Source organism: Streptomyces sp. NPDC030820, assembly GCF_055572075.1.
Genome location: NZ_JBVIEB010000002.1, coordinates 558,569 through 570,576, shown reverse-complemented (window position 1 = coordinate 570,576; position 12,008 = coordinate 558,569). Strand labels below are relative to the sequence as shown.

10 protein-coding genes and 1 pseudogene are annotated in these 12,008 nt (G+C 72.8%); 2 read left to right on the top strand and 9 right to left on the bottom strand.

Annotation, left to right across the window (positions count from 1 at the left end; genetic code table 11):
• Positions 1-30: 30 nt before the first annotated feature.
• Positions 31-351 carry a ferredoxin gene (gene fdxA, locus ACZ418_RS07205; RefSeq protein WP_023546973.1) on the bottom strand — a complete coding sequence of 107 codons (321 nt, stop codon included), beginning with the start codon at positions 349-351 and terminating at the stop codon, positions 31-33.
• A 140-nt stretch (positions 352-491) separates the two neighbouring features.
• On the opposite strand from fdxA, the pseudogene ACZ418_RS07200 reads away from it, so the two are divergent.
• Positions 492-1,493, top strand: a pseudogene (locus tag ACZ418_RS07200) (GNAT family N-acetyltransferase); the annotation flags it as partial.
• Positions 1,494-2,329: 836 nt separating this feature from the next.
• Positions 2,330-3,196: a transglutaminase family protein gene (locus ACZ418_RS07195; protein WP_468358165.1), complete on the top strand. Its 867-nt coding sequence runs from the start codon at positions 2,330-2,332 to the stop codon at positions 3,194-3,196.
• Positions 3,197-3,200: 4 nt separating this feature from the next.
• Here ACZ418_RS07195 and ACZ418_RS07190 read toward each other — a convergent pair whose 3' ends face one another.
• The 8 genes from ACZ418_RS07190 to ACZ418_RS07155 all read right to left on the bottom strand — a co-directional run bounded on the left by ACZ418_RS07190 (position 3,201) and on the right by ACZ418_RS07155 (position 11,858).
• Complete coding sequence (locus tag ACZ418_RS07190; protein WP_468358162.1) at positions 3,201-3,815, bottom strand: response regulator; 615 nt, start codon at positions 3,813-3,815, stop codon at positions 3,201-3,203.
• Complete coding sequence (locus ACZ418_RS07185) at positions 3,812-5,005, bottom strand: sensor histidine kinase (RefSeq protein ID WP_468358922.1); 1,194 nt, start codon at positions 5,003-5,005, stop codon at positions 3,812-3,814. Before ACZ418_RS07185 ends, ACZ418_RS07190 begins: the two co-directional genes overlap by 4 nt.
• Before the next feature lie 5 nt (positions 5,006-5,010).
• Positions 5,011-5,751 carry an ABC transporter permease gene (locus ACZ418_RS07180; protein ID WP_468358159.1) on the bottom strand — a complete coding sequence of 247 codons (741 nt, stop codon included), beginning with the start codon at positions 5,749-5,751 and terminating at the stop codon, positions 5,011-5,013.
• Positions 5,748-6,677 (bottom strand): ABC transporter ATP-binding protein, encoded by a 930-nt coding sequence (locus tag ACZ418_RS07175; RefSeq protein ID WP_468358156.1) that lies wholly within the window; start codon positions 6,675-6,677, stop codon positions 5,748-5,750. The genes ACZ418_RS07180 and ACZ418_RS07175 overlap by 4 nt, the downstream gene beginning before the upstream one ends.
• Positions 6,678-6,820: 143 nt before the next feature.
• Positions 6,821-9,247, bottom strand: a complete 2,427-nt coding sequence (locus tag ACZ418_RS07170; RefSeq protein WP_468358153.1) for a hypothetical protein — start codon at positions 9,245-9,247, stop codon at positions 6,821-6,823.
• 160 nt (positions 9,248-9,407) lie between these two features.
• On the bottom strand, positions 9,408-9,824 hold the full coding sequence (locus tag ACZ418_RS07165) for a DUF6113 family protein (protein ID WP_468358150.1): 417 nt from the start codon (positions 9,822-9,824) through the stop codon (positions 9,408-9,410).
• Positions 9,821-10,678 (bottom strand): N-acetyl-1-D-myo-inositol-2-amino-2-deoxy-alpha-D-glucopyranoside deacetylase, encoded by an 858-nt coding sequence (gene mshB / locus ACZ418_RS07160; protein ID WP_468358148.1) that lies wholly within the window; start codon positions 10,676-10,678, stop codon positions 9,821-9,823. The genes ACZ418_RS07165 and mshB overlap by 4 nt, the downstream gene beginning before the upstream one ends.
• A gap of 985 nt (positions 10,679-11,663) precedes the next feature.
• Positions 11,664-11,858 (bottom strand): hypothetical protein, encoded by a 195-nt coding sequence (locus ACZ418_RS07155; RefSeq protein ID WP_194294050.1) that lies wholly within the window; start codon positions 11,856-11,858, stop codon positions 11,664-11,666.
• Between the last annotated feature and the right edge of the window lie 150 nt (positions 11,859-12,008).

Below are 12,008 nucleotides of genomic sequence, written 5' to 3'. Positions count from 1 at the left end.
GTCGGTGCGGGCCGCTTTGCGCTCAGACGGTCACTCGCCCTGCGGCGGCAGCGCGGCGACGAACGGGTGGTCGCGCTCGATCAGGCCCAGCTTGCTGGCGCCGCCGGGAGAGCCGAGCTCGTCGAAGAACTCGACGTTCGCCTTGTAGTAGTCCTTCCACTCCTCGGGGACGTCGTCCTCGTAGAAGATCGCCTCGACCGGGCAGACCGGCTCACAGGCACCACAGTCGACGCATTCGTCCGGGTGGATGTACAAGGACCGGGAGCCCTCGTAAATGCAGTCGACCGGGCACTCCTCGATGCACGCCTTGTCCTTGACGTCGACACAAGGCTGCGCGATGACGTAGGTCACGCTGTCGTTCCTCCTCGATAGGGCGCTGGCGGGCCTCCTCAGGCTCCGCCGCCTGGCGCGCGGGAGCGCGGCGTCGTCGATGCCCGCCCCTAGTATCTCCGTTCCGGGGCATGATCCGAACAGGAGGGGTGAACTGACCAGTGGAAATCTCGGCTACAGGACGTCTGGAAGTCCGCATCACCCCTGCTGACGTGGGAAAACGTGTCTCCGTACGGCGGTTGAGCGAACCTGGCGCGGCGCAGGAGAAGTTCACCGACACGGTCGGTGTTCTCACATCATGGGACAGCGGCGTGCTCGTGATCACACGACGGGACGGGCAGAGTGTCCGGATCGCCGAGTCCGCGCTGGTCGCGGGCAAGGTCGTACCGGCCGCTCCGGCGCGCCGCCGGGGCCCCGCCGCCTCGTACGAGGAACTCGCGCGGGTCTGCTCGCGCGGCTGGCAGCCGCTTGAGACCGAGCGGCTGGGTGAGTGGGAGCTGCGGGCCGCCGACGGGTTCACCCGGCGTGCCAACAGTGTGCTGCCGCTCGGCGATCCGGGCGTTCCGCTCGACGCGGCCCTGACGGCCGTACGACGCTGGTACCGCGAGCGCGGCCTGCCCGCCTACGTCCAGACGGCCACCGGAGCCGCGGGCACGCAGGAGCTGCTGTGTGCGGAGCTGGAGCGGCGCGGCTGGGTGCGGGAGGTGACCGCCGAGGTGTGGACCGGCGGCCTGGCGCCGGTCGCGGACCGGGCCGAGGGCACCGGTGTGGTGCTGTCGCGGCAGGCGGACGAGGCGTGGCTCGCCCGGTACCAGCGCAAGGGGGTGAGCGAGGTGGCCCTGCGGGTGCTCGGCGGCAGCCCGTCGGTGTGGTTCGCGACCGTGCCCGGTGCCGGGGGTGAGCCCCCGGCGGCGATCGGTCGGTGTGTCGTGGACGGGCGGTGGGCCGGGTTCGCTGCGGTCGAGGTGGATCCCGGGCGGCGCCGGCAGGGGCTCGCCACCGAGGTGATGGCCGCGCTGGCCCGGCGGGCGCTGGCGGAGGGCGCGTCGGCGGCCTGGCTGCAGGTCGAGACGGACAACGAGGTCGCCCGCGCGCTGTACGCCGCACTGGGCTTCACACCGCACCACGCGTACCACCACTACCGGGCACCGGACGTGGCAGGGCCCGCCGACCAGGACCGCGAGACGCACGCATCCACGGGCCGGGGCGGGGCAGCGGACGCGGACGCGGGCCGGGACCGGGCAACGGACGCGGTCAGCGATCGGCACACGGCCGGGGGTGCGGACACGGTCGGGGGTGCGGACACGACTGGCACTGGGGACTCGGTCGGCGATCGGCACACGGCCAGCACTGCCGACGCGGCCGGGGCCGGGGGTGCGGACACGGCCGGGGGTGCGGACACAGCTGGCACCGGGGACTCGGTCGGCGATCGGGACACGACCAGTGCTGCCCACGCGGCCGGGGCCGGGGGTGCGGACACGGCCGGGGGTGCGGACACAGCTGGCACCGGGGACTCGGTCGGCGATCGGGACACGACCAGCACTGCCGACGCGGCCGAGGCCGGGGCTGCGGACACGACTGGCACCGGGGACACGGTCGGCGATCGGGACGCGACCGACACCGCGCACACGGCAGACACTGCCGACACGACCGCCCCCTCGCGCACAGCCGACACTGCCGATACGACCGACACCTCGGACACGGCCGACGCGCCCACAGCCGACGCGGCGGGGACTGCGGACAAGGCCGACGCCGCCGACAAGGCCGACGCGGCCGGGGTTGCGAACACGGCCGCGTCGGCCCACGCCACGCACACGGCCCACGCCACGCACACCGTCCACGCCACGCACACGGTCGGCGATCGGGACACCTCCCCGGGCGCGCCGGGTCGCCGGAGCCGCGCCGCCGCGCCCGGCAGTCGTCGGGGCTGGACGGCGGGAGCCGGACGATTCCGGGCCGGTCGGGTCGTAGAACCGCCGTGGAAGGGCATGAGCCTGGCATGCGTCACCCGTATCTGCCGCCGCCGTATCCGCCCCCGCCGGAGCGGTCGGCCGAGTTGCGCCGCAGGTTCGCCGAGGAGGCACGGTCCGAGCGGCCGGATCTGTCGGCGCTGTGCCTGCTGATCGGCGCCGAGGGGGACGGCACGCTGGACGAGGCCGGGATCGACGCCGCCCAGCTGGAGCTGGACCGGCTCGCGGGCGAGCTGCCGTACCGGCCCGGTGGGCCGCGCGCGTGGGCGGAGGCCGTACGGCGGCTGCTCGGGGCGCGCTACGGCTTCCACGGGACGCCCGGCGACTACCAGCGACTGGAGTCCTCCCTGCTGCACGAGGTGCTGCGGCGGCGGCGCGGGCTGCCGATCCTGCTGTCGGTGGTGTGGCTGGAGGTCGCGCGGCGGGCGGGGGCTCCGGTGTACGGGATCGCGCTGCCGGGGCACTTCGTGGTCGGCTTCGGGGCGGCGGAGGAGCAGGTGCTGGCCGATCCGTTCGACGGCGGGCGGGTGCTGACCGGGGCAGACGCGGAGATGCTCGTGGTGGGGGCCACGGGGGCGCCGCTGGACGCCTCGATGCTGGAGCCCGCGGCGCCGCTGGAGGTCGTCCAGCGGATCCTGAACAACATCCGCGCATGGGCCGCAGCCCGGCCGGAGCGGTCGGACGTGGCGCTGTGGGCCGTGGAGCTGGCCCTGCTGGTACCCGCACATCCGGCTCGGCTGCGCTATGAGCGCGGGCAACTTCTCGTGCAGCGGGGGGAGTTCGCGTCAGGTGCGGAAGAACTGGAGTATTACGCCGAGTTGATCGAGGTGGTGGACGAGTCGGCCGCGCGGAAGGTACGGGAGCAGGCGCACACCGCCCGCGCGATGCTCAACTGACCCCTCAGAGCCACCCCTTCTCCCGCGCGATCCGTACCGCCTCCGCCCTGTTCCGTACCGCGAGCTTCTGGATGGCCGTGGAGAGGTAGTTGCGGACCGTGCCCTGGGAGAGGTGGAGGGCCTTGGCCAGTTCGGCGTTGGTGGAGCCGTCGGCGGCCGCGTTGAGCACCTCGCGTTCGCGTTCGGTGAGCGGGTTGGCGCCCTCGGCGAGCGCGGCGGCGGCGAGCGTGGGGTCGATGACCCGCTCGCCGGACAGCACCTTGCGGATCGCCTCGGCGAGCTGGGCGGCCGGGGCGTCCTTGACGAGGAAGGCGTCGGCGCCGGCCTCCATGGCGCTGCGCAGATAGCCGGGGCGGCCGAAGGTCGTCAGGACGACCAGTTTGACCTGCGGGAACTCCCGGTGGACCTGCGCGGCCGCCGCGATGCCGGTGCAGCCGGGCATCTCGATGTCGAGCAGCGCCACGTCCACGCCGTGCGCGCCGACGGCCGCCAGCACCTGGTCGCCGCGCGCGACCTGGGCGACGACCTCGATGTCCTCCTCCAGGCCGAGCAGCGCGGCCAGGGCCTCGCGGACCATCGACTGGTCCTCGGCCAGCAGGACCTTGATCGTGCTCGTCATGCCCCGGATCCTACGTCCCCCCGGGGAGCCGACGGGACGCGGGCGACCAGCCGGAACCCGTGCTTGATCCGGCCTGCCTCCAGGGCGCCGCCGGCCTTCTCCAGCCGCTCGGTGAGGCCGATCAGGCCGTTGCCGGGCCCGCTGCCGCTGCCGCCGGATCCGTTGTCCTCGACGGAGAGTTCGAGCATCGCGCCGTCCAGAGTCTGGCGGTGGGTGAGCTGGACGAGGCACTTGTCGGCGCCGCTGTGCCGGACCACGTTGGTGGTCGCCTCGCGCAGCGCCCAGGCGAGCGCGGACTCGGACTCCTCGGGGACGTCGTCGAGGTCGGGCTCGGCGGGCACCTCGGCGATGACACCGGCGGCGGTCAGGGCGACCTGGGCGCCGGCGAGCTCGGCGGCGAGCCGGGGGCGCCGGTAGCCGGTGACGGCCTCCCGGACGTCGACCAGGGCCTGCCGGCTGACCTGCTCGATGTCGGCGACCTGCTGGGCCGCCTTGTCGGGATGGTCGGGCAGCATCCGCCCGGCCAGCTCGCTCTTCAGCGTGATCAGGGAGAGCGAGTGGCCGAGCAGGTCGTGCAGGTCCCGGGCGAGCCGCAGCCGCTCCTCGTTGGCGGCGAGCTGGGCGACGGTGGCCCGGGCCTTGCGCAACTCGATGGTCGTGCGGACGAGTTGGCCGACGCCGGTCATCGCGAAGCCGATCAGTACCACCAGGAGGAGCAGGCCGCGGGCCTCCTTCTCGCTGGAGTGCAGGCCCACCAGGTACAACACGGCCCCCGTCGCCGGGATGGCCCAGTAGGCCGCCCGCAGCGGCAGGGTGGCCCCGCAGGCGACCGACAGGTAGACGAACAGGCCGAGCCAGGCGCTGCCGAGGGTGTAGGCCAGCACGGGGGCGAGGATGCCGAGGACGACCAGCAGGACCACGACGACCGCGCCCGAGAACGGCCGGCCGATGTTGCGGAAGACCAGCGACAGGTAGACCCCGACGAAGGCGGCGAGGCCGAGCGCGCCGGCCACGGTGGCACCGGTGGTGTGGTGGCCGCTGACCAGGTCGTGAATCGGCGAGCTGAGGAAGACCAGCCAGACGCCGATCCACAGCACCTTGACCGTCAGCTCACGCCGGTTGCGGGGCGGCCAGCCGATCCGCACCTCACGTGCCTGCCGCGCATCGTCAGCCCATGGTTCTTCCGCCATCGTGCTCACGCCTTCAGCGTGTCCTTCCGGTACAGCCAGGCCGCGCCGCCCGCGAAGAGGACGAAGTAGACGGCGAGGATGGCGATGTCCGTCGCGTTCGGGGCCTGGCTCTGTTCGACCGCCCGTCCCAGTGCAGCGTACGCGTGCGTGGGAAGCCACTTCGCGATGTTCTGCAGAACCTTCGGGAAGGTGGTGGACGGCATCCACAGGCCGCCGAGGATCGACAGACCGAAGTAGATGATCATCGTGATCGGGCGGACCGAGTCACCGGAGGCGAGATAGCCGATGGCGACGCCGAGCGCGGCGAAGACCAGGCTGCCGGCCCAGATCACCCCGGTGAGGGCCAGCCACTGCCAGGCGTCCAGGTGGACGTGCTTGATCGCGGCGGCGGCCAGGAACACCACGACGATGGACGGCAGGCTCACCACGGCGGCGCCGGCGGTCTTGGCGAGGACATAGCCGCGCCCGGGCAGCGGGGTCAGCCGCAGCTGCCGTACCCAGCCGTTCTCGCGCTCCTTGGCGATGCGCTCGCTGTTGCCCATCAGGACGGCGGTGAGGGCGCCGAAGGAAGCCATGGAGACCATCAGGTACGTGGCGACGGTCAGGCCGGTGCCGTCGACCTTCTCGTTCGAGCCGGAGCTGCTGGAGAAGATCAGGAAGAGGATCGCGGGGTAGAGGACCGAGAAGAACAGGAACTTCTTGTTGCGCAGGGCGCGGGTCAGTTCGAGCTTGATCAGGGCGTTCATGACTGCTTGGCCTCCTCGGCCTCCGTGATGGCGACGAAGGCCTGCTCCAGACCGAGACCGGCGACTTCGAGGTTGCGGGGGTAGACACCGAGGCCGTACAGGGCGTGCACGGTGGCGTCGGCGTCGGACGACTGGATGCGGACCGTCTGGCCCGACACGTCGATGGAGGTCAGGAACGGCAGGGCGCGCAGGGCTGTCTCGTCGATCCCGCCCTCCAGGTCGAAGGAGACCCGGCGGGCGCCCGCCTTGGCCTTGATCTCCGCGGCGGTGCCGTCGGCGAGCAGCCGGCCGCGGTGCAGCACGAGCACGCGGTCCGCGATCGCGTCGGCCTCTTCGAGGTAGTGGGTCGCGAAGAGGACGGTACGGCCCTGGTCGGCCTGCTCGCGCATGGTGGCCCAGAAGGCCTGGCGGGCGGAGACGTCCATGCCGGTGGTCGGCTCGTCCAGGATGATCAGGTCGCTGTCGCCGGCGGTGGCGAGGGCGAAGCGGACGCGCTGCGCCTGGCCGCCGGAGAGCTTGTTGACCTTGCGGTCGGCGATCTGTGTGATGCCCGCGCGGGTCATCACGTCCGCGGCCTTGTACGGCTTCGGGTGCAGCGAGCAGCCCAGCTTGACCAGTTCCTCGACGGTGACCTCGTCCATCAGGCCGCCGCTCTGCAGCATCGCCCCGACCCGCCCGGCGACGATCGCCTCGCGCGGGGTGCCGCCGAAGAGGCTCACGGTGCCGCCGTCGGGCTGCTTGAGGCCGAGGAGCAGATCGAGGGTGGTGGACTTGCCGGCCCCGTTCGGGCCGAGGAGGGCGACGGTCTCGCCGGGGTACAGCCGGAGCGAGAGCCCGTCGACGGCCCGCACGCTCCCGTACGTCTTGCTCACCTGGTCGAAGCCGACCACCGGGGTGGTGGTGGCCGGTGCCGCAGTTGTCGTCATGGCGTCCATGCTCGCGGCGGGGGCCGGGTGCGGGGCAGTGTCGGGGGTCCTGAGTGCCGGATGACAGATGTCATGCCGACCGGGTGACAGGGATGGCGAAGGGGGCGTCCGCCGAACGCCGGACGCCCCCTTGTACCGCTCGCCTAGCTCGGGTTGGTGGAGATGACCGCGACCCGGTTGGTCTTGCTGATCAGCGCCTGGCGCAGGGCGCCGTACACGTCCTGCGGAGTGACCGGCGTCTTCTTGCCGTTGGCGCGGGTGATGAGCACGCCGTCGAAGGTCTTGCCGTACAGCTGCTTCAGGGCGGCCAGGTCGGGCTTGTCGACCAGTTTGCCGTCGACGGCCGTCACCCGGAGGAACTTCCACAGCGAGTTCTGCGGGCTCATCAGGACCATGTGCGTCGCGTCGGTCTTCACCACCACGTTGGCCGACATCGCCGGCTGCGCGAACAGCTTCATCTCCTGGTCGACCGCCGCGTTCGACACCGTCGGCTGACTGGTGGTCGTCGGGACCGTGACCGGGGTCGGCGTGCCCGTCTCCACCATGGTGCGGTAGGCCTGTTCGACCGCCTGGGTGGACTGGGCGGCGTCGATGGCCTTGCCCGCCTTGCCGTAGACGGCGACCGCCTTGCCCGGCTTGAAGTCGATGCCGCCCTCGACGACCGAACCGGAGCCGCCGCCGGCCTGCTGGAGCGCGGCCTGGAGCTTCTCCTCGTCCACCGGCATCTCGGGCTCGATCACCCGCTTCTGCCCGAAGAGGGAGCCGATGACGTGGACCGGGTTGTAGTCGCTTGTCGCGGCCTTGCTCACGGTGGCCTGGAAGTCGAACTGGAGACCGGCGTTCTCCGGCGTGAGGGTGACCGTCCTGCCGCCGACGGAGAGCTTCAGCGGCTTGTTCACCTGGCTGCCGAAGGCGTCGTCGAGCTTCTTGACGGCGTCGTCACGGGTGCCGCCGCCGATGTCCACGCCGAGGACCGTGGTGCCCTTGGGCACGTCGGTGTGGTTCATCAGCAGCCCGGCGCCGTAGGCACCGCCCACGACGACGACCGCGCCGACGCCGAGCAGCACCAGCTTGCTGCGGCCCTTCTTCTTCGGCTTGGCCTGCGTCTTGGGGGCGGAGGCCGGCTCCGGCCGGGACTGGGTCTGCCCGGCCGAGGCGTCGGCGGAGAACGGGGAGCCGGCGGACCCGGGGACCACCGGGATGCCGCTGGTGACGGTGTGTCCGGAGACGTTGTCGACCGGGCGGTAGCCGGGCGTGCCCGGTTCGGGGGCCGGCTTCTGCGGGGTGAGGATCGCGGTGTCGTCGCTGAGTCCGCCGCCCGGACCGAGACCGGTGGGACCGGCGCCGGTGGCCGGGGCGCCGGGTCCGGCGGGGCCGCCCGGGACGGCAGGCCCTTCGAGGTCGGCGAGGTCGGCGAGGGCGCTGCGCGGGGGCTGGGGAGCCTGGGTGTGCCGGCCGCCGGGACCGTCGTAACCGCCCATGCCGGACCGGGCGTCGAAGGGTTCGCCGGCCGACGGGCCGAGGCGGCCGTCACCGGTGACCGGGCCGCTGGTGGGGCCGGCCGGGCCCTGGGGGCCGCCCGGGCCGCCGTGCCCGTTCTGGCCGTTGAAGCCGCTGGGCCCACCGGGGCCGCCGAGGCCGCCCGTTCCGCTCGGGGCGGCGGGGCCGCCGAAGCCGTCGTGGCCGTTCGCACCGGGGCCGGGGAAGCCGTTGCCGCCGTGCGCGCCCGGGGTGCCGCCGAAGTCCTCGTGGCCGCTCGCACCGGCCGTGCCCGTGCCGCCGAAGTCGTCCTGGCCGTCGTTCTCCGAGAAGTACGGCAGGTTGTCGCGGCGCTGTTCGCCGCCGGACGCGCCGGGGCGGGAGCCGTTGCCCAGCGGGCCCGCGTTCAGTGCCTCGGTCACGTCGAAGGAGCCGGTGCCGCCGCCGTGTCCGGGGGCGACGGGGCCACCGGTGGCACTGGGCAGGCCCTTGCCCTTGCCGGTGCCGGAGCGGGAGGCACCCGGGACGCTCATGGAGCCGACCACACCGCCGGGGCGACCGCCGGGGCGTGCACCGGTGGTACCGGACGCACCGGATGCTCCCGGACCACCCGGACGGGTGCCCGACGCGCCGGGGGCGGTGGTGGAACCGCCGGGCGTTCCGGTCCCGTTCGTGCCGCCGCCGCCCGGACCGCCCTTGCCGGCGGAGGACTTGCGGGGCGCGAACCAGTCGCTGGCCTTCTCCTCGGCCGGGGCCGCGGGCTCGGCGGGGGGCTCGGCGGCGGAGGTGGCCGTCCGGTCGGCCGCGGGTCGCGGGTCGCGGGCGGGCGCCTCGTCCGCGGCGCCCTCGGCGTCCCCGACGGGCTTGCGCACGACGACCGGCGGAATGGGCCGGGAACCGGGGATGTTGATCCGGATCCGGGTCGTCAGCGTCGTCTCGGTCTTCTTCTCCTCCGGCCGCGTGGCCGCACGGCCGGCGTCCGTACCGTCGTCGGAAGCCATGGGGGTCCCGTACGGCGGCGTGCCGGACGGGTATGCGGCTCCGCCGCGCCCGTCGGGCCCGGAGGACGGAGTGTCAGTTTCACGACTCAAGGCAGGTTCTCCCAGTTGGCTTCGCCGCCCTTACGACCTCAACTAGCTCGGGCGGCTCGGCGGCGCGCACCACCATACTGGCCACTTCTGGCGTGTATCCCATGACCGCAGTGGAAACCCACACCGGACTCGCACCTGCGCCGCACGGCGAAGTGGTACGTCATTTGGCAAGTCGGGCGGGACCGCCGCGAGGTTGCCGCCCGGCGCCAAGGGTGGCGCAGATCACAGCGATGGCCATGCCGCCGAGCAGGAAGAGATAGGAGCCGAGTCCCGCGCCGAACAGGAAGTCGCCCTCGGGGCGCGAGGTGGTGAGCAGGATGACGGTGACGATCCAGCCCGCCACCGGGGCGACGGCCCCGCCCCGGCCGCCCGTGGCGTACGCCCCGCCGAGGAACAGCCCGGCCGCGCCGGCGAGGGCGAGCAGCAGCCCGCCGGGGAACCAGGCCGCCTGGACCAGGGACCCGGCGAGGCCGATGACGGCGCCGAGCAGGAAGAGTCCGGCATAGGCGGCGATCCGCCCCGCCGAGGGCCGCTGGAGCGGCTGGGCGAGCAGCGGGCCCTGTCCGTTGCCGCTCATGCCGCCGCCTCCTCGATGCCCGCGAACAGGTCGGTCTCCCCGGGCCGGCCCGCGCCGCGCACCAACTCGTAGTACTCGGTGGTGAACAGCGGCTGGGCCAGTTCGTTGGAGAGCGCGAAGTAGGGCTCGGCCACCTCGATCTGGGTGACGTGGGCGCGCATCGCGGCGGCCTTGGCGGCGGCGTGGGCGGACCCGTCGACGACGGTGGTGACCCGCTCGTCGTCCACCACGCCGGGTACGTCGGCGACGGTGGCACTCTTCTCGAAGGGCAGCTCGGCCAGCTCGTCCTGGAGCCGGGCGAAGGCGTCCTCGGCGACCGAGCGCGGGACGCGGTTCCAGTAGACCTTGGCGATGCGGTGGCCGCGTTCGGCCGCGAGGTCGACGGCACGCATGGCGACGCGGTGGGCCTGGATGTGGTCCGGGTGGCCGTAGCCGCCGTTGTCGTCGTACGTCACGAGGACCTGGGGGCGGACCTCCAGGATCACCTCGGCCAGGTGCCCGGCGGCCTCGTCGAGGTCGGCCTGCCAGAAGCATCCCGGGTCCGCATTGTCCGGGATGCCCATCATCCCGGAATCGCCGTAGCGGCCCGCGCCGCCGAGCAGGCGGGCATCCGTCACACCGAGCGCGCGTACGGCGGCGGCCAGCTCACCGCGCCGGTGCGCGCCCAGCGCCGGGCCGGTCAGGTGCCGCAGCTCCGGCGGGATGACCTCACCCCGCTCCCCGAGGGTGCAGGTGACCAGGGTCACATGCACACCCTCGGCCGCATACCTGGCCATGGTTGCGCCGTTGTTGATCGACTCGTCGTCCGGATGCGCGTGCACCAGGAGAAGACGCCGGGCGGGAAGTTCCGTCATGGGACCACCCTACGAGGCGGGGGGGCTCTTGCTGGGGCTGGTTGGGGTGGGGGGCGGTCGGGGGGCGGGGGGCGGGTCGGGGTCGGTGGCGGGGTCGGGGTCGGGGGCACGCCGGGTGGGCTAAGCGGCTTGCGGGTGGTGGGGGCGTGGGGGCGGTGAGGAGTCACATCCGTCCCATGGGTCACGTGTAGGGAGTGATTGGCAGATTTGTGCCACCCGAAGGCCATCCGTCCCCTGCTGACCTTCGGTCCTTCATCCTGCGCGTGGAACAAATCTGCCAATCACCACCCGCCACCACACAGCTGGGGCCGGTGAGGCCTGTGTGACCGCCGACGGCCGCCCAGGGAAGGCCCTCACCCCCGCAAGCCGCTAAGCTCCCCGGCGCGCAGGCGAGGCGCGGGATTGCCCCCGCCCATCGGCCGATCGCCGCCGAGCCGACCCGGCGTGCCGCCCGCCTGCGCGTGGGCCCCACCGCCACCCACCCACCTATCGACCCACCGACCCACGCACCCGACCACCCGCCCGCCGGCGATCGCCGCTAAGCCCGCCCGCCGACGTGCAGGCCAGGCGCGCCCCCACCCACCGACCCACGAACCCGAGCGCCCCCCCACCGGCCGTCCGCCGCCGAGCCGACCCGGCGTGCCGCCACCCCCCGAGGGCGCCCCACCCACCAACCCCGTTCGCCGCCAAACCCACCCGGCGTGCGTGTGAGGTGCGAGCGCGTCCTCCGTAGGCAACGGCGGTGGGCGGCGTCCCAAGGGGCCGGTGCCGGGCAGGGCCACCGTCTCTCTGGGCCGCTCGCTCGCTTCTTCTGCGGGCCGGAGTGAGGTGGGTCAAGGGTGGCCCGGAGGGCCATCGCCGAAGGCGACGCGCAGCGCCCTTGACGCACCTCGCGGAGGCCCGACAATCGCCGAGAAGCGAGCGGCCCTACGGCAACTGCACAGCAGGCGCCCGGAAAGACGTCGTGACGGCGCCGAGGCCCGCCTCAGAACTTGATGCTGCTGATCATGCTGGCGACGTTGGTCGTCAGTTGGCTGATCGTGGGGGCGACGGTCGAGGAGGCGAGATAGAAGCCGAGCAGGACGCAGACCACCGCGTGGCCGCCCTTCAGCCCTGACTTCTTGATCAGCAGGAAGACGATGATCGCCAGCAGCACCACCGCCGAAATCGAGAGTGCCACGGCGGCTCACCTCCAAAGATCGTCAGATCTAGATCAGTTGAGCAAATCCATGCAGACGCCAGCAGGTTAATACCCACACAGCGGTAGTGATCATAACTATCCGTGCTCGCGCATCGCGCGGCGCACGGCCGCACAAGGGGGCGCATGGCC

What these genes read in the sequence shown, in the direction of transcription:
- ACZ418_RS07195 (WP_468358165.1), top strand. Translation starts at nt 2,330, where the DNA reads ATGCGTCACCCGTATCTGCCGCCGCCGTATCCGCCCCCGCCGGAGCGG.
- ACZ418_RS07190 (WP_468358162.1), bottom strand. Translation starts at nt 3,815, where the DNA reads ATGACGAGCACGATCAAGGTCCTGCTGGCCGAGGACCAGTCGATGGTC.
- ACZ418_RS07185 (WP_468358922.1), bottom strand. Translation starts at nt 5,005, where the DNA reads ATGGCGGAAGAACCATGGGCTGACGATGCGCGGCAGGCACGTGAGGTG.
- ACZ418_RS07180 (WP_468358159.1), bottom strand. Translation starts at nt 5,751, where the DNA reads ATGAACGCCCTGATCAAGCTCGAACTGACCCGCGCCCTGCGCAACAAG.
- ACZ418_RS07175 (WP_468358156.1), bottom strand. Translation starts at nt 6,677, where the DNA reads ATGACGACAACTGCGGCACCGGCCACCACCACCCCGGTGGTCGGCTTC.
- ACZ418_RS07165 (WP_468358150.1), bottom strand. Translation starts at nt 9,824, where the DNA reads ATGAGCGGCAACGGACAGGGCCCGCTGCTCGCCCAGCCGCTCCAGCGG.
- mshB (WP_468358148.1), bottom strand. Translation starts at nt 10,678, where the DNA reads ATGACGGAACTTCCCGCCCGGCGTCTTCTCCTGGTGCACGCGCATCCG.